This is a genomic window from Frankia sp. AvcI1, from assembly GCF_001420875.1.
In the GTDB taxonomy this organism is placed as follows: Bacteria; Actinomycetota; Actinomycetes; order Frankiales; family Frankiaceae; genus Frankia; species Frankia alni.
In genome coordinates, this window is record NZ_LJFZ01000045.1 from 27,043 (window position 1) to 43,240 (window position 16,198).

The 16,198-nt window shown below is 69.7% G+C and carries 9 protein-coding genes and 21 pseudogenes; 27 read left to right on the plus strand and 3 right to left on the minus strand.

Annotated elements, in window-relative coordinates; translation table 11 throughout:
• Positions 1-378: 378 nt before the first annotated feature.
• Positions 379-627 (minus strand): annotated as a pseudogene (locus tag UK94_RS70175) (hypothetical protein); the annotation flags it as partial.
• A 280-nt stretch (positions 628-907) separates the two neighbouring features.
• On the opposite strand from UK94_RS70175, the pseudogene UK94_RS70180 reads away from it, so the two are divergent.
• The 3 genes and pseudogenes from UK94_RS70180 to UK94_RS70190 form a co-directional block, all read left to right on the plus strand.
• Positions 908-1,171, plus strand: a pseudogene (locus tag UK94_RS70180) (site-specific integrase); the annotation flags it as partial.
• 1 nt (position 1,172) lies between these two features.
• Positions 1,173-1,625 (plus strand): annotated as a pseudogene (locus UK94_RS70185) (site-specific integrase); the annotation flags it as partial.
• A 386-nt stretch (positions 1,626-2,011) separates the two neighbouring features.
• The coding region (locus tag UK94_RS70190; RefSeq protein ID WP_268761714.1) for a tyrosine-type recombinase/integrase at positions 2,012-2,202 on the plus strand (191 nt) is incomplete at its 3' end.
• A 223-nt stretch (positions 2,203-2,425) separates the two neighbouring features.
• On the opposite strand, the gene UK94_RS33235 is transcribed toward UK94_RS70190, so the two are convergent.
• Positions 2,426-2,743: hypothetical protein (locus UK94_RS33235; protein ID WP_235490599.1), on the minus strand; the 318-nt coding region annotated here is incomplete at its 5' end.
• A gap of 136 nt (positions 2,744-2,879) precedes the next feature.
• On the minus strand, positions 2,880-3,404 hold a 525-nt coding region (locus UK94_RS29725), incomplete at its 5' end, for a hypothetical protein (protein WP_235490602.1).
• A gap of 1,070 nt (positions 3,405-4,474) precedes the next feature.
• On the opposite strand from UK94_RS29725, the gene UK94_RS70195 reads away from it, so the two are divergent.
• From UK94_RS70195 to UK94_RS70320, 24 genes and pseudogenes are all read left to right on the plus strand, one after another.
• The coding region (locus UK94_RS70195; RefSeq protein WP_235490612.1) for a helix-turn-helix transcriptional regulator at positions 4,475-4,616 on the plus strand (142 nt) is incomplete at its 3' end.
• Position 4,617: 1 nt separating this feature from the next.
• Positions 4,618-4,922: pseudogene (locus tag UK94_RS70200) on the plus strand (Scr1 family TA system antitoxin-like transcriptional regulator); the annotation flags it as partial.
• A gap of 1 nt (position 4,923) precedes the next feature.
• A pseudogene (locus UK94_RS70205) lies at positions 4,924-5,118 on the plus strand (Scr1 family TA system antitoxin-like transcriptional regulator); the annotation flags it as partial.
• Between the two features lie 39 nt (positions 5,119-5,157).
• Positions 5,158-5,323 (plus strand): annotated as a pseudogene (locus UK94_RS70215) (Scr1 family TA system antitoxin-like transcriptional regulator); the annotation flags it as partial.
• Between the two features lie 33 nt (positions 5,324-5,356).
• A pseudogene (locus UK94_RS70220) lies at positions 5,357-5,430 on the plus strand (DUF397 domain-containing protein); the annotation flags it as partial.
• Between the two features lies 1 nt (position 5,431).
• Positions 5,432-5,524: pseudogene (locus UK94_RS70225) on the plus strand (DUF397 domain-containing protein); the annotation flags it as partial.
• Between the two features lie 2,081 nt (positions 5,525-7,605).
• Positions 7,606-7,661: hypothetical protein (locus tag UK94_RS75445; RefSeq protein WP_268761715.1), on the plus strand; the 56-nt coding region annotated here is incomplete at its 3' end.
• Between the two features lies 1 nt (position 7,662).
• Positions 7,663-8,127: pseudogene (locus UK94_RS70230) on the plus strand (methyltransferase domain-containing protein); the annotation flags it as partial.
• Position 8,128: 1 nt separating this feature from the next.
• Positions 8,129-8,807 (plus strand): annotated as a pseudogene (locus UK94_RS70235) (methyltransferase, FxLD system); the annotation flags it as partial.
• Between the two features lie 95 nt (positions 8,808-8,902).
• Positions 8,903-9,094: an FxLD family lanthipeptide gene (locus UK94_RS29765; RefSeq protein ID WP_011607392.1), complete on the plus strand. Its 192-nt coding sequence runs from the start codon at positions 8,903-8,905 to the stop codon at positions 9,092-9,094.
• A gap of 78 nt (positions 9,095-9,172) precedes the next feature.
• Positions 9,173-9,840, plus strand: a 668-nt coding sequence (locus UK94_RS70240; protein ID WP_235490605.1) for a lantibiotic dehydratase, incomplete at its 3' end; no start/stop codon positions are given.
• 1 nt (position 9,841) lies between these two features.
• Positions 9,842-10,024 (plus strand): annotated as a pseudogene (locus UK94_RS70245) (lantibiotic dehydratase); the annotation flags it as partial.
• Between the two features lie 32 nt (positions 10,025-10,056).
• Positions 10,057-10,132: pseudogene (locus UK94_RS70255) on the plus strand (hypothetical protein); the annotation flags it as partial.
• A gap of 1 nt (position 10,133) precedes the next feature.
• Positions 10,134-10,932 (plus strand): annotated as a pseudogene (locus UK94_RS70260) (lantibiotic dehydratase family protein); the annotation flags it as partial.
• Positions 10,933-10,951: 19 nt separating this feature from the next.
• Positions 10,952-12,257, plus strand: a pseudogene (locus tag UK94_RS70270) (thiopeptide-type bacteriocin biosynthesis protein); the annotation flags it as partial.
• 97 nt (positions 12,258-12,354) lie between these two features.
• Positions 12,355-12,441 (plus strand): hypothetical protein (locus UK94_RS70275; RefSeq protein WP_235490614.1); only part of this gene is annotated, 87 nt, incomplete at its 3' end.
• A 1-nt stretch (position 12,442) separates the two neighbouring features.
• Positions 12,443-13,409 (plus strand): annotated as a pseudogene (locus UK94_RS29775) (lanthionine synthetase C family protein); the annotation flags it as partial.
• A 231-nt stretch (positions 13,410-13,640) separates the two neighbouring features.
• Positions 13,641-13,722: hypothetical protein (locus tag UK94_RS70280; RefSeq protein ID WP_235490617.1), on the plus strand; the 82-nt coding region annotated here is incomplete at its 3' end.
• A gap of 26 nt (positions 13,723-13,748) precedes the next feature.
• A pseudogene (locus UK94_RS70290) lies at positions 13,749-13,937 on the plus strand (thiopeptide-type bacteriocin biosynthesis protein); the annotation flags it as partial.
• A gap of 1 nt (position 13,938) precedes the next feature.
• Positions 13,939-14,003: pseudogene (locus UK94_RS70295) on the plus strand (hypothetical protein); the annotation flags it as partial.
• A 31-nt stretch (positions 14,004-14,034) separates the two neighbouring features.
• Positions 14,035-14,089 (plus strand): annotated as a pseudogene (locus UK94_RS70305) (hypothetical protein); the annotation flags it as partial.
• A gap of 1 nt (position 14,090) precedes the next feature.
• Positions 14,091-14,203: pseudogene (locus UK94_RS70310) on the plus strand (hypothetical protein); the annotation flags it as partial.
• A 1-nt stretch (position 14,204) separates the two neighbouring features.
• Positions 14,205-14,267: pseudogene (locus UK94_RS70315) on the plus strand (hypothetical protein); the annotation flags it as partial.
• Between the two features lies 1 nt (position 14,268).
• Positions 14,269-14,411 (plus strand): annotated as a pseudogene (locus UK94_RS70320) (lantibiotic dehydratase C-terminal domain-containing protein); the annotation flags it as partial.
• Positions 14,412-16,198 lie beyond the last annotated feature (1,787 nt).

The following is a 16,198-nucleotide window of genomic DNA, read 5'->3' on the forward strand; positions in this document are numbered from 1 at the left end:
ACGGCAATGCCTGGACGTTCCTCGACGGTCGGATCGACGACGTCCTGAGCGCACTGCGGGCATCCNACCCTGACCCCGCGACCGAGAAGCAGGTGTTGACCACGCTGTCTACGTCCTTGGGCGGCTGACGAGCCGCACGGTGGATGGTCGTCAAGCCGGCTGCCACACCCTGTCCAGACAGAGGCGTGGCAGCCGGCTTGTTGTGCTGCTTGGCCACGGCCGCTGGTTCGCATGGCGAGGGACAAGCTTGATGTTCTTGCGAACGTTGCAACGCGAGCACGGATAGATTCGCCTTCCGGGGCTTCGCAGCGTCCGTGCACGGGCTTGATGCGGGGGCGCCGCACTTCGGGCACGTGACGAGCCTGGCCCGCTCGACGGTCACCGGATCGGAAGCCGTGCCACCGGCACGCCGGTGCCATTCGTCGACCTGGCGGCGTAGTCGGCCAGCGCCTGCTGGTACCGGCCTTCGTGGACGAGGGAGACGCGGGGCGCGGGTGGTGTGTCCGGCTCCGGCGGTCTCCAGCCCGGATCAAAGGCCGCGAACGACCGCATGCTGACCCAGTCCCAGCAGCGGTGGCTACCGACAGGACTCGACTGCTCCAGAGCCAAAGGAGACTCGAACCACCTNCCCGGCCCGCCGACCTGCAGTTTCGGCGGGCACGAGCACGTCCACAACGTGCGAACCAACCTGTTTCTGCAGGTCAGGCGGTTCGTCACGCTGCGGGGTGGAGGTGAGGGGACTCGAACCCCTGGCCTCCTCCGTGCGAGGGAGCATTTGCGTCCAAGTACGCCTGTTCAATCGATCTCGGGCAAGCCATAAACTGCTGGTCAGACGGTACTTTTCGTGTCGCCTCCTGTCGGATGTTACCGGCGGGTTCGTCCGCGTCCACGGACAAATCACGGACGGATGATCAGTGGGACGGTGGTCGGGATGGGCTACGCGAAGAAGCGGATTGGTAAGGACGGCAAGCCTCGGTACACGGCGTGCTACCTGGATCTGCGTGGCCGGGTGCGGTCGGCAGGGACGTTCACCGGGAAGCGGGACGCGGACCGGGCCTGGCAGCAGGCGGAGGTCAAGCAGCGCGAGGGCCGGGTCGGCGACCCGCGGCGTGGCCGGCGGACGTTCGGTGAGTACGTCCAGGAGACCTGGTTTCCCAACCATGTGATGGAGNCGCGCACCCGCGAGACCTACCGGTACAACCTCGACGCGCACATCCTGCCCTGGTTCACCGGGATGCGGATGGCCGAGATTATGCCGGCGGACGTCCGCGAGTGGGTGACCGACCAGAGCAACCGGGGTCTTGGCCCGAACGTGATCGACAAGAACATGACGATTCTCAGCGCGATCTTCACCACCGCGCTGAACGATCAGATGACGTTCCTGCACGCATGCCGTGGCGTGAAGATCCCCGAAGTTCCGAAGAAGCCGCTACAGATCATCACTCCCGAGCAGTTCGACCTGATCTACGGAAAGCTGAGCGACGCGGTCCTCCAACTCCTCGTCGAGGTCGACATCGAGAGTGGGATGCGCTGGGGCGAGCTGACGGAGCTGCGTCCCCGGGACCTCAACCTCACCACCGGAATCGTCACCGTTAGCCGGGCCGTGGTGGAGCTGAGCCCGAAGGNTCACCCGACCGGCGGCCGGTTCCTCGTGCAGGAGTACCCGAAGAACAAGAAGTACCGCCGCTTCAAGATCAGCCGGCAGGTGGTCGACAAGCTCCAGACGTACATCCAGTCGACGGGACTCGGAACAGACGACCTGCTGTTCCCCATGCCGGACCAGGACCTGCCCGCGGTCCAGATCGGGCTGCCGACGGAGCCGGACGAGCCTGCCCTGACCGAGCCGAACGCGAAGGGCAGGCAGTACCGGCACGGCACGATCACCGCGTATTCGATGGCCCCCTGCCGATGNCAGCCCTGCAAGGGTGCATACGCGGCCTATCGAGCGAAGCGACGGGCAGCAGGCAAGGACAACCCACGCAAGCGGCGCCGCCGCGACACCGACGGTCACATCCCCGGCGACTGGTTCCGCAAGCAGGTCTGGCATCCGGCGGTCGAGGCGGCCGGGATCGGCCGACGCGTCCGCGTTCACGATCTCCGGCACGCGCACGCTTCCTGGCTCCTCGCCGGCGGAGCGGACCTCCAAGTCGTGAAGGAGCGCCTCGGCCACGGCTCGATCGCCACCACCCAGCGCTACCTGCANACCCTGCCGACCGCCGACGAGACGGCCCTCAACGCGCTTGATCGCATCCGCGGCCGGAGTACCGCGTAGCGCGACCCACGTCCGGGTGTCCGGCCGGGGCCGGTCCCGGTGGTTGCCGAGCAGGTCGAGGCTGGCGAGGCGGTTCCGGTCGTCTCGTCCGGGCGATGGTCCCCAGAATGTTCCTTGTGCTGGTCAACAGCTCGGGGGCCATCCCGGACACGGTCAGCGGGAACGTCGGATGGTGCGTCGCCGTGGCGGGTGGTGATGACGGCGGTCGGCCGGGGTGCACCACACCAGGCGAACTTCCGTTCCCCGGTAGGAGAACAGCCACAGGGCGCGGTCAGGGGAGGAGAACGACCCGCGGAGTTGCCCGTCGCAGGAAACGACGTGGACCTGGTCGTCGAACTGGAGTCCCCAGGCGACGACCGGATCTTTACGTCGCTCGGGGGTGATCTCGACGAGGGCGAAGAGGCGGGGTGCCAGCCGGGAGACGAACGCCTCCAACATTCCCGCGAGGTCCTGCCCGACCACGATCCGGGCNGGCGTCGTCGGTGCGATGAGGCCGGGGCGGCCCAGTGACTGGTCGTCGGCCGTCATACCCGTGCTCCTGTCGTCCAGGGTTCCGCTGGCCAGGCACCTGCAGGACCGACTCGGTCCGTGAGGGCGTTCATCGGCTTCATGAGGGGGCTCGGGCAGAGTCCGGAGTCGGACAGGGGTTCCAACCGATCTCGGCATAGGGGGTGTTGGTCAGCAGCGCGGGGAGGACGGCCGCGTCCCAGGCGGCCAGCGGCGCCGGTGGCTGTCCCGGCGAGCACCATTGCCTGGTCGGCTGCCGGGTCGGTGTGTCAGTGACGCTGGCGCGGGTGGGCACAGGCTGGCCGATCCAGTGTCCGACGCTGATGACGAGGCCGAGACCGGCCAGACCAGTGACGGACCGGTGGGCGCTGATGTGGGCGAGGAGAAGGTCGCGCTCGGCCACCTCGATCCCGAGGACCTGGCGAACAAACGCGACGGTTTGCCGATAGGGCTGCACCTCGAATGTCAGGACAGTCGACGGCAACGCCCACGTCCCCGTCTCGGTGCGGATGAGCAGCACCCGCCCCGACGAGTCGATCAGTAAGGCATGCGCGGTCATTCGCAGCCGCGGTCGTGGCGTGCTCATCCGAGTGGCACCGCCCGCCTCGAACCTGACGAGGAGATCNCCGAGACACCGAGCCCTTCATGATCGCATCCGGGATCGTCACGACGGTTCGGTCTGATCGGCAGACCGCCGACATGGACACGTTGCCGATCATCGAGTTTGCGTAGTCCCTCGACGGCCCGTCTCAGCAGCATCGGATCGTCGATGANGGTCACTGGAAACGGCGCGTCCGGCACAGCGGTCCGCGTGCGCCTCGCCAGTGATTCCGGCGGCCCGGGGTCCGCCTGCACGAACTGTTCGTGGGGTGTTGGGGAAGGCGCGGTCCGCAGCTCGACCCAGACGACCTTTCCACCGGTCACGGGCCGGTACCAGGACCACTGTGCGCTCAACGCGTCGACCAGAAACAGCCCACGGCCGCTTTCGGCGGTAGGCGTCTGATCCTGCAACGCCGGAGGGCGGACGTCGCGGTCCCAGACCTCGAGGAGGAGCCGTGAGCCCATCCTGCTGATCCGCAGCGAGACGGACGCCATGGCCCTCTCCTGCCTCGGCACCTCTGACGGGTCGAGCGACGCGGCGACGGTCGTCGACGCTCTGACCGCATTGGTGATCAACTCGGAGACGAGCAGGACCGCATTGTCCGTGGTCTCGGGGTCGATGTGCCAGCTCTCAATCGTCTCTCGGGCACGGCTGCGGGCGGCCCGAGCGNCCGTGTCGGACACCGGAAAATGGAAGAGGCGGATGTGCGCGGACCCGGTCGGCGTCATGCGGCAGCCCGGCCGAGGTCCGCAGCGGAACCCTGCTGGTCGTCCCACAGCACTCGGACGTACACGCAACGCTGGTGAACACGCGGCAACCCGGCGGCCGCAGGATCTGGTGGCGGGGACTGGCTGACCTCGCCGGCTCTCCAGGTGGTGGATGAGTTCGTCTCCAAGGATCTTCACCCCGTCCCTTCCCGACCGGATGCCTCCGGTGCCGCGCGCGACCCCATGAGGCGATCGACTCGCTACGATGCGGATGTTGCAGCAACTATGAACGTTGCTGCAACGGCGCGCAAGGGTCGAAAAGGTCCCGCGGGCCTGGCCCGTGTAGCGTCCGATCTGACCGAGATCATGATCGAAAGGGGAGTGGTGATGCCCCGGCGACCACCGTCCGCGCGTGCTCGTGGCCTCGGCGCCGAGTTGCGGGACCTGCGGGCAGGTCATGGACTCACCAGCCGCTCCGTCGCCGCGCAGCTTGGCTGGTCCCCGAGCACCCTGAGCCGACTGGAGAACGNCCTGCGGGGCATCAGCGCCGAGGATGTGGCCGCGCTTCTCGTCGTCTACAAGGTCACGGGCCCAGAGCGCGAGCGGCTGCTGTCCCTCGCCCGCGAAGTTGACCGCCCCGGCTGGTGGGAGACCGGCCTGCCCGGACTACCGAGCCAGCTCCCCGCTTTGATCGGATTCGAGTCGCAGGCCAGGCGGATCGTGGATGTCTCGATGCTGCTGGTTCCGGGCCTGCTTCAGACGGCCGACTACGCCCGTGCGGTCATGGTCGACGGCGGGGTCGCTGCGCACGAGGTCGAAGCCCGCGTGGTCACCCNCCTCGGCCGACAGACCGTGCTCAGCCGATCCGACCCACCCGAACTGCACGTGCTCCTCGACGAGGCGGTGATCCGCAGGCCCGTGAGCAGCGCGGACGTCATGGCCAGCCAACTCCGCCAACTCATCGCCGCCGGTCGTCGCCCCTCGATCACCGTGCAGGTCATCCCGTTCGGGGTCGGCGCGCACCTCGGCGTNCACGGCTCCTATGTCGCCTTCGACTTCGACAAGGCGCNGAGCATCGTCCACCTCGAGCACCTGCGATCCAGCCTCTTCGTCGACGAACCCGCCGACGTCCGGCCCTTCCTACAAGCCGCCGATACGCTGGCAGGACAAGCACTCGACCCCATCAGGTCCGCGGAGTTCCTGACGTCCGCGGCCGACGGCTACGAACGGAGGTGAGCCNCGGTGGACCTCTCCGGAGCCGAGTGGCGNAAGTCGAGCCACAGTGCCACCCAGACCAACTGCGTGGAGATCGCCCGTGTCGCGGACGTCGTGGCCGTCCGTGANTCGAAGGACCCCGACGGCCCGGTACTCGTCTTCACCCCGAGCGAGTGGGCCGCCTTCCTGGCTGGTGCCCGCGACGGCGAGTTCAACCTGTAGCGGGAGTTCAACCTGTAGCGGGCTGACCGCGGCGGCGGGACCGCGCCACCGTGGTGAGAACGAAAGGCGACCTCCTTCGCCGTCGGTATCCATCCCTTCGGCTCTTTGCGGTATCCGTNCTCGGCGCGGCGACGTTGCTCTGCTCCAGTCCCGGGTCCCGGTCGGCTGGGNGGTCCGGCCCCTCGCCGAGGTAGACCGATCGACCGAGAGCCACCCCGGCCTGGCGCAGTCTATACCTGGGCCGCTTGGCATATTCACTTTGGTCGTGCATGATTCTGGAGTCGGCCCGGCTCCCGAAGGAGATCCTGTGAAGATCGACCGTGTCCGCGGCACCTGCAACGACGTCAAGACCTGCCCCACCCTGTACCGGACCGATCGCGGCACCGTGATCGTCCAGGGCTGGAACGTCACCGACGAGGAAGNGCTGGGGCAGCTCGGCGCGCTTCCCTCGGGCGAGTCGGTGGTGGAGATCCCGGCCGAGCTGGTAGCCGAGGTGCTCGGGCGTGTTGAGTGAGTCCGAGCTCGACCCGCTGTTCAACGACGCGCGGTCGGAGTGGTTCCGGCTGGAGGGCCACCACACGTACAGCACGACGGTCGAGCAGCNACGGCTACACGCCTACCTGGCTGGTGAGCCTTACGACCAGGCCAGCGAGCCGACGGCGTGGCTGGCGGAGATCCATGACCGGGTCGCCGGCGGGCTGAGGTTCCGCAAGGTGNGGGTGCTGCAGGGTCCGCTGAGCGCCTACGAGCGCTGGGAATGCGAGTGGTCCTACCCGGCGACCGAGCGGGCCGGGCAGCGCACCTTCGTGCTCGACCTGGCGGAGACTCCCGACCCGCCGGCCCTGCCCGACTACGACTGGTGGATGTTCGACGAGCGGCTCGTCCTGCGGATGCACTACGACGCGGCGGGCAACTTCGTCGGCGGTGAGCTCCTCGACGATCCGATCGCCGCAGCCGCACACGTCTCGTTCCGGGACGCGGCCTTGGCGGCGGCGGTCCCCTTCCCCGCCTACTGGGCCGGGCATCCGCAGTACTGGCGGCGGAACTGGCAGGATTGGCCTGCGTGACGGTCACAGATCCGAGGAACCGCGGCTGAATGGACCCGGAACGCTACGTCGCCGACCGCGAGACCCTCGCTGCCCGCCTGCGTGAGCTCCGTCGGGCGACCGGGCTGACGGGCGTGCAGGCGGCGGCGAGCACCGGCATGTCCCAGCCCAAGATCTCGAAGTTGGAGAACGGCCGGCTGCTNCCGTCCGAACACGATGTCGAGATCCTGCTCGACCTCTACCGGGCCGACGGGCAGGAACGCTCCGCGCTGCTCGCCCTGGCCGCCCGCCTGCATGCCNCGCTGGAAAGCAACCGGACGATTCTGCATCGCGGCGCCGCCCGCAAGCAGGCCGAGATCGGCGAGGTCGAGGCGGACGCGACCGTCCTGCGGTACTTCACCCCGGGCGGGATCTCCGGCCTGCTGCAGACCGCCGAGTACATGCGGCGGGTGTTCACGCTTGCGCTGACCGGCGCGGAACTGGCTCGGACGGTCGCCGCCCGCCAGCAGCGTCAGCAGGCGCTGCACGCGCCGGGCAAGCAGTTCACCTTCATCCTGACCGAGGCGGCTCTGCGCTGGCGGTTCTGCCCGGACGACGTCATGGCCGCCCAGGCCGCTCACATCGCCTCGCTGTCGACCCTGAGCAACGTCCGGATCGGCGTGATCCCGCTGACCGCCCGTCCCGGCGACATCCCGCTGCACGGGTACGAGATCTTCGACGAACGCCTGGTCACCATCGGCCTGGAGCACGCCACCGTCGCGGTCACCGACCCCCGCGACATCGCCACCTACCTGCAGCTGTTCGAGGTGATGGCGAACGCCGCCGAGTTCGGCGAGTCGGCGCGGGCCCGGCTGGGCACCATCGCCCGCGACTTTCAGCCGTAACCTCCTTCCCCGGGCTGCCAGGCTGTGGCATGCTGCCTGATATTCACTCCAATATTGAATAGTCGCTGTCCCTGGCGACGGAGGCAGGCGATCCGCACCACGACTGGCCGATCCTCACCACCGACTGGCAGAGAGCAGCTGGATGACTCAGATGGTTGACACGTCCACCGGTCGCGACCGGGCGACGGAGATCCGTAATGCCCTGACNGACAAGCTTCGCGCGGACGGCGTGATTACCTCGCCCGTCGTCGAGCGGGCCTTCCGCACGGTGCCGCGGCACCTGTTCGTCCCCGAGGGCACGCCGCTGGAGGTCTCCTACAACGCCGACGACTCGGTGGCGGTCAAACGCGACCAGGACGGCGTGATCATCTCCTCGGTCAGCGCTCCGTTCATCCAGGCCCAGATGATCGAGCAGGCCGGGCTCGGGCCCGGCATGAGCGTGCTGGAGATCGGCGGCGGTGGCTTCAATGCCGCTCTCCTGGCCGAGGTCGTCGGTCCGAGTGGCCGCGTGGTCAGCGTGGACATCGACTCGGAGGTGACCGACCGGGCCAGCGCTCTGCTGGAGGCGACCGGGTACGGCGGCCGGGTCACGGTTGTGCGGGCCGACGCCGAGGACGGCGTGCCCGACCTCGACGAGAGGGTCGACGCAATTCTTGTGACGGTCGGAGCGTGGNACATCGCGCCGACCTGGCTTGCGCAGTTGTCCGAGGACGGCAGGATCGTCGTTCCGCTGCGGATGAACGGAATCACTCGCTCGATCGGCTTCCGCCGCGAGGGTGACCATCTGGTGAGCACCTCGGCGCAGGTGTGCGGGTTCGTCCCGATGCAGGGATCGGGCGCACATGACGAGCGGGTCTTCCTGCTTCCCGACGCGCAGGGCCGCAACGTCAAGCTGCGATTCGACGGCGACGTGCCGCAGGACATGAGTCTGCTGGACGGAGTCCTGGCGACCGAGCGCGACGAGAGGTGGTCCGGGGTCACGATCAGGCATGGCGTCTCGTTCGCCGACCTGCACCTGTGGTTCGCCAGCTTCCTGCGCGGATTCTGCAAGCTGGCGGTGGATGAGGGAACTGATCTGGCCGCGGAACGCCGGAGCTGGTTCCCCTTCGGGGTCGTGCGCGATGACTCCTTCGCCTACCTGGCGGTGCGCCCGGCCCTGGAAGGCGCCGGAGTCGAGTTCGGCGCGCGCGCCTATGGGGCACGCGGCGAGACCGCCGCCACCGCCATGGTCGAACAGATCCAGGCCTGGGACCGCTGGGCCCGAAGCGGCCCGGCCCCCACCTTCGCCTACTGGCCGACCGGCGCCGACCGCACCCCGATCGGCGAGGGCACGGCGGCGTTGGAGAAGACCCANGGCCTGGTCACGATCTCCTGGCCGACCGCCCGCTGACCATCACCGCAGGCCAGGAAGCACCACCCCAACCCCAGCAACGTGAGGAGTCGCCTCAATGTCGCCAGTGCTTGCGGTCGATCGCCCCGAGTCCACGGACTCCGCGATCGACGACGCGGAGTTCGAGCTCGACATGCGCGTGGTGGAGTCCACCACGCGACTCGTGATCATGATGTGTGACACGAGCGATGGCTGCGGCAGCAGCTGCAGCACCAGCGCCTGCAGCACCGCGTCCAACGACCCGTCCTGACGCGGCGCGCCGCCGCCTGAGTCGCTGGGCGCCGGCGCCGGCGGCGGCTGCGGTCCGGTGCGACGAGATGGGATCGCCATGACCGTGTCCCTGCGCTTCCAGCACACCGGCGCCGTCCTGGTTCGTGCGACCACGGACCCCGGCGACCTCGAGCTGCCGACCTGGCTGAACCTGTCCGACCCTGCCGCGGTCGAGCAGGAAGGCCGGGCATGGTTGGCGAAGATCTGGGTGCGCCCGGAGGTACGCGAGGCGCTACAGCTGGCCAGCACGGCTCTCGCCGCGCGTATCGACCAGCTCCTCGACGAGGGCGCCAGGCCCCACACGGCGAAGGAGATGCGTCGCGCCATCGTCTCGGTGGCGTCCTATCTGCTGCGGTGGCAGCGGCGCGCGACCCCGTTCGGCCTGTTCGCCGGGGTCGGCGCCGCCGCCCTCGGCCCCGCGATGGCCGAGGTGGGGGCGGGGCACCGGGCGGTGGTGCGGGCGGACGCGGAATGGGTCACGACGCTGATCGACCAGCTCGAACGACGCCCGGAGCTGCGCCCCCGGCTGACGGTGGTGGCCGACAACACCCGGACCGTGCGGGATGGCCGGGTCATCGTGCACAGCCGGGCCGAGGTGGGCGCATCATCTCCGGGGCCGCTGCGGGAGTCGTCGGTACGGCTCACCCGGCCCGTCCAGGTCGCGCTGGCTGCGGCCGGCTCGCCGATCCGGCTCGACGCCCTCGCCGCCCGGATGACCACCAGGTTNCCGTCCGCCTCCCCAGGCAAGATCCGCATGGTGCTGGACGGTCTGGTCGACGGGGGCTTCCTGATCACGAGCCTGTGGCCACCGATGACGGCCGTCGACGCCTTGGCCTATCTGATCTGCGCGTTACGTTCGGCCGGGGGAGAGGACCTGGCCGACCTCGGCGCGCTGCTGCACGAACTCGACNACATCAGCGCGCAGCTGGCTTGCCACAACANCACCTCCAACCTGGAGCAGGCGGCGAAGATCCGGAACGCGGTCATCGGGCAGATGACCGCGCTCGTCCCCGTCGCCNGGCACGCGCTGGCCGCCGACGTGCGGCTCGACGCGCGGATCGCTGTCCCCGAGCGGGTGTTGACCGAGGCTGCGCTCGCGGCCAGCGTGCTGCTGCGGGTGACGACGCAGCCGTTCGGCTCGGCGGCCTGGCTGGACTACCACGCCCGGTTCCGCGCCCGTTACGGTCCCGGCGCGCTGGTGCCGGTCCGGGAGATGGTCGCCGACTCCGGGCTCGGATATCCCACCGGCTATCTCGGTGCGCCCCGGGCCAGGCCCGCCTGGCGGATGCTGACCGAGCGCGACGCCGCCCTGTTGGCGTTGATCCAGCAGGCCACCGTGGACGGGGCCGAGGAGATCGAGCTGACCGACGCAGACATCGAGGCGTTGACCATCGGGGAGCACGCCGACATCGTCCCGCCACAGCGGATCGAACTCGGGGTCGAGGTGCACGCCGTCTCGACCGAGGCGATCGACCGCGGCGATTTCCAGCTGCGCGTCACCGCCGCGCCGCGCGCCCCCACCAGCATGGCCGGACGGTTCGCCCACCTGCTCGACGACGCCGACCGCGCCCGGCTGGCCGCCACGTTCACCGCGGAACCCGAGGCGGGAGCGCCGGACGGGGCGGTGGCGGTGCAGATGTCCTTCCCGCCACGTCGGCCGCACAACGAGAACGTGGTGCGCGTCGCGCCGCTGCTCCCGGACGTCGTCTCGCTGTCGGAGCATCCTGAATCCACCCACCCTGATGTCAGGGTGATCGAGGTCGACGACCTGGCTGTAACGGCCGATGCCGACCAGATGTACCTGGTTCAGCGCTCCACNGGTCGGCGGGTGATCCCNCGGGTTCCCCATGCTCTGGACACGGTTGTGCAGAGCCCACCGCTGGCCCGGTTCCTCGCCGAGGTCGCCGATGCGCGCAGCGCGCGGTTCGGAGGGTTCGACCTTGGCGCGGCCCGCGTCCTGCCCTACGTGCCGCGTATCCGGTACCGGCGTACGGTGCTGGCCGCCGCCCGCTGGATTCTCACCGCCGCGGACCTGCCCGGCCCTCCGGCCGGCGGCGGCGCGCAGGATGCTCTGGGTTCCTGGCGACAACGGTGGCGGGTGCCGGCCCGGATCGTGCTGTGCCACGGTGAGCTGCGCCTGCCCCTCGACCTCGATCAGGAGCTGGACCGGGCCCTGTTACGGGCTCAGGCGGAGCGAGCCGGGCGAGTCGAGCTACAGGAAGCCGGTCCGGCCGGCTGCGAGGGATGGATCGGGCGCCCGGCAGAGCTGCTGATCCCACTGACCGCGATCACCTCGCCCGCCCGGCCGCTACCAGCGACCGCAGCGCCAGGCGCCGTCCTTCGACCAGGTGACTCCGCGGTGCTGCACGCGCAGGTGGTGGGCAACCCCGCGCGGTTCGACGAGATCCTCACCGCTCACCTGCCCAGGTTCCTCGACGACCTCGATGGTCTGGTCCGGTTCTGGTGGGTGCGTCGGCACCGCAACCTGATCCTTCCCGAGTCCGATCAGCATCTCGCCGTGTTCCTGCACCTGGGCAGCCCCGAACAGTACGGACCGGCCGCCGCGAAGGTGGCCGCCTTCGCGTCCGAGCTGGAAGCGCGCGGGCTCCCCTGCCAGCTCACCCTCGCCTCCCACCCGCAGCATCCCGCCCGTTACGGCGACGGCCCGGCGCTCGCTGCGGCCGAGCGCGTGTTCGCCACCGACACCGCAGCCGCCATCGCGCAGATCGCGACGGCGCAGGCCTCCGGGGTTCCCGCGCAGGCGCTGGCCGCGGCGTCGATGGCGCACCTGGCCGCTGCCTTCGCCCCCGAACCGGAATCCGGATGTCGGGCGCTCGTCGCCTGCCTGCGTCAGGAACACGGGCCGCTGGACCGGACGCTGCGCGACCACGCGCTTGGCCTGGCCGAGGCCGACGGACGATATCGAGCCATTCGCACCCTGCCGGGCGGGGATGCGGTCGCGGCGGCCTGGGCCGCCAGGGACACCGCGCTGACCGCCTACCATCGCGCCCTCGCCGAGCAGCGCGATCCGGCAGCCGTGCTTCGCACCCTGCTGCACGAGCACCACGTACGCGCCATCGGCGTCGATCCGACGCACGAGCGGGAGACCGGCCGACTCGCCCGCGCCGCCGCGCTGCGCCGCCNTGCTCGGGCTGGTGCCCGGTGAACCCCGCCGAGGGCACCGGCCTGGTGACGCTCACCGCTGCCGAGGCGACCAGGCAATCCCTGGCCCGGGGCGCGGTGGGGACAGCGCTGCTGCAGGTCGAGCGGGCCCTGGCCGGCTCCGGGGACTGGGAGACGGCTCGGACGACGATCCGGCGGGCGGTGNCCGGGCCGGTCGATGCCGCCGAGCACACCGGCCTGTATTACGGGGCGCCCGCCCTCGCCTTCCTGCTGCACACCGTCTCCGATCAACATCCGCGATACCGCGCGGCCTCCGAGGCGCTGATCGAGCACGTGCTATCCCTGGCCCGTCGGCGTCTGGCGACCGCGGCCGGCAGGATCGAGCGCGGTGAGGCTGCCACGTTCGCCGAGTTCGACGTCTTCTATGGGCTGACGGGGATCGGTGCGCTGCTGTTGCGGTGTAGTCCCGGTAGCGACGTCCTCGCCGAGATCCTGCGGTACGTGATCAGCCTGACCAGGCCACACCGCCAGGACAGCATCGAGCTGCCGGGATGGTGGGTCGCGCACGACCCGGATGAGATCCTGCCGACTCCCGGCGGCCACGCGAACTTCGGTATGGCGCACGGCGCGGCCGGGCTGCTCGCCTTCCTCGCTCTCGCCGCCGCCCGCGGCTGCCTGGTCGACGGCCAACCCGAGGCGATCGCCGTTCTGACCGGCTGGTTCGACCGATGGCGCCAAGACGGCGCGGACGGGCCGTGGTGGCCGCAGTGGATCACCCGGGAGGAGCTGGGGACCGGCCGTCCCGCCCAGCCCCGTCCCGACCGAGGGTCGTGGTGTTACGGGACGGCCGGCATCGCCCGCGCCCAGCAGCTCGCCGCGATCGCCACTGGCGACCCCCGACGCGTCGAAGCGGCAGAGGATGCCCTGGCCGCGAGCCTGACCGACATCCAGCTCGATCGGATCACCGAGCCGGGCCTGTGCCACGGCATGGCCGGGATCTACCAGACCGCCTACCGGGCCGCCCGCGACGCGCAGACCCCCGCCCTCGGCCGCCGGCTTCCCGCGCTGGCCGCCCGGCTGGCCCAGCACGCAGGTCCGTTCGGGGATCAGGACGACAAGGGCGGGTTGCTGACCGGAAGCGCAGGGGTGGCCCTGGCGCTGGAAACCGCCCGNCACACCGGGCCGCCACGTACGGGATGGGACGCATGCCTGCTGATCACCTGATCGTCACGTCCCCGTACGGCCTCGCCGCCGGTGTCCTCGCGGTGCTCGCGGGCGCCGATCTNGAGGTCACCGCGGCCAACAGCGCTCTGGACCCGATTGACCTTNACGAAGCCGTCGAGGTCTTCCAGGCCGCCGGGCTCGCAGCGCTGGAACGATCCGCCGAGCACGCCTGCTACCAGGTGTGTGTCCAGTTTCCCGACTGGTCGGCTGCCGAGGCGGTCGGTGCTACCGGGCTCGGGCCGCGGCTGGACCGACTCCAGGNCGGCGGCGAGATCGAGGGATGGTGNTTCCTGCGCAAGTATCCCTGTTGGCGACTGCGCCTGCCCGGTGCGGACCGCGGCGCCGTCGATCGGGTGCTCGACGAGCTGACCGACACCGGGGTCGTCGCACGCTGGTGGCCGACGGTGTACGAGCCTGAGACCGCCGCTTTCGGCGGGACGGCCGGGATGGACGTCGCCCACGACCTGTTCTGCGCCNATTCCCGCGGCGTGCTCGACTACGTGCGCCATGATGCTCCCGGCCTCGGCCGTCGCGAACTGTCGNTCCTGCTGCTCGGCGGCCTCCTCCGCGCCNCAGGACTCGACGTGTTCGAGTGCGGCGACGTCTTCGACCGGGTTGCCCGGCTGCGNCCTACACCAGCCGAGGCCGACGCCGCCCGGATCGAACGCCTGGCGCAGAACGTGCGCGCTCTCCTGTCGATCCCTGACCTGTCCACCAGTGAACTGTTCACCTCCGGTGGGCCNGTCGAGCACGCCGCGCCCTGGCTTGCCGCGTTCCAGACCGCCGGCCGCCGGCTCGACGACGCCNCCGCGCGAGGTGGCCTGGACCGTGGGGTCCGGGCGATCATGACCCATGTGCTGATCTTTCACTGGAACCGGTTCGGCCTGTCCGCCGCCAGCCAGGGCATCCTCGCCCGCGCCGCGACCACAGCCCTCCTGCCCCGGAGCTGACCATGAATCCCGCGACGCTGGCCGCCTCCCGCCGCTTCCCCCTCGTCGGCCGTCCCCGGCCCGCCTGCCCCGCTCTCCCCGATCGCGTCAACGAGATCGCGGACATCGCACAGGGCGCGGTGCAGGAAGGCGCGGACGGGCTGGCCGAAGGGGCGCACGCCCTGAACAAAGCCGCGCTGGTGGCGAGCGACTGCGGCATGCCGACTCTGGCCCGCGACCTGTGCTGGCAGCACATCAACATCTACCGCTCCGCCGACCGTCCGCTCACCGTGCTCCAGACCAGGTACATGCTCGAACCCGTCCTCAACCTCGCCCGGCTCCACTTCCGCGCCGGCGCCGACGACCGGGCGCTGCGGCTGCTGACGTCGATGTACCGGGCCGTCACGTCTCACACCGACCTGGTCGTCGACGGCCACGCCCTGCCGTCGACCGGTCTCACCGGCACGCGACACGACCATCACAAGCTGCGCGAATGGGTGTGGCTGCATCTCGTCGGGGACGGAATCCGCGCACTGGCTCTCGCCGGACGGTGGGACGACGCCGTCGCCCATGCGCGCGCTCACCGAGGGATCGGCCTACACCTCATGGAAGGTCGGCAGGNGAAGATCCTGGCTCACTGCCTGAACGGACGCCCAGCGGCGGCGATTACGGCACTGGCCGGCANCACCCCGGAACAACCATGGGAGCTCCAGGTCGCCTCCTGCCTGAACGTGATGTGCACCGACGGGACTCCGGNCAGCCGGAACATCGACGAGATGATCGAGCACTTCGTCGGACAGGAACCGATGCCCGGCTATGTGGTCTTCCGTGCCCAGCTCGGACTCACCGTCGCCACGCTCGCCAGGACGACCGACCGGGCGGCAGCCAACGGCGTCCTCGCTCAGGTGGNCGACGAAGTGATCAAAGCCGGAGACGGCTACGCCGCCCGCGACGTGCTCCGACATCCAGACACGCGGGCGGCGGACTTGACCAGTGAGCAGGGCAGTGCACTTGTCGACGTGCTGACCTCCTCGGGCCTGGAGGCAGGAAGGTTGCCGGAGCCCCTGCTGCGTTCCCTGCTCAGCTCCGCCCGAACTGCGGCCGAGGCTTTGAACTCGTCGATACCGCTGCGCGACCATCTCGTCGCCGTGGAGGCCAGTCCCAGGCCGGGTGTCCACCTCAACGCGCGGAACTGTGCTCCAGGCCTCCCCGCCGAGCAGCCAGGAGTCGAGGGCGGCGAGACTGACCCAGTCCGGCCTCGAGGATCACGTGGCCATCGACTTGCCGATCTTCCCTGAAGGTTCCTGGCNGCGTCAGCGGCGGAAACCTGATTACCCCCATGTCGCGCGCGGCGATCTCGACCTTCTCAGCAAGACCACAGGCACCGACAAATAGCAGACGATCGAGAAGGCCAAGCGCATCCCTGAGCTCTGCACGGCCCTGCGTCTACACGCACGTACGCTCCTGTCAGCTCCTCGGCACCCNCCACAGCGCCAAAAGAAATCCATGATCAACCGATGTGTCAACGTTCTACGAGCCCCGATATGGATGTTGCTGCCGACTGACCTTGGATCGATCCAGCAAGNGGTCGATACCCTCACGAGCCCCTCTCCGATCCCCTCGGTGAAGGTCGCCGAAGGTGAATCGAGGGCGAGTCACCGTCATAGGACAGTGCCGGCCAACGCCTGCCAGAGGATGATCGCTCGATCATCCCCGGCGGAAGCGAGCAGTACCCGGCCGTCGGGCAGCGCCAGCGTTGCCACCGCGTTGACTGGCTCGGTGTGGCCGGTGAGGGCACCGACTGCGAC

Bases quoted from the DNA above. Each gene is read 5' to 3' on its own strand.
- UK94_RS29765 (WP_011607392.1), top strand. From the start codon at position 8,903: ATGTCGCCAGTGCTTGCGGTCGATCGCCCCGAGTCCACGGACTCCGCG.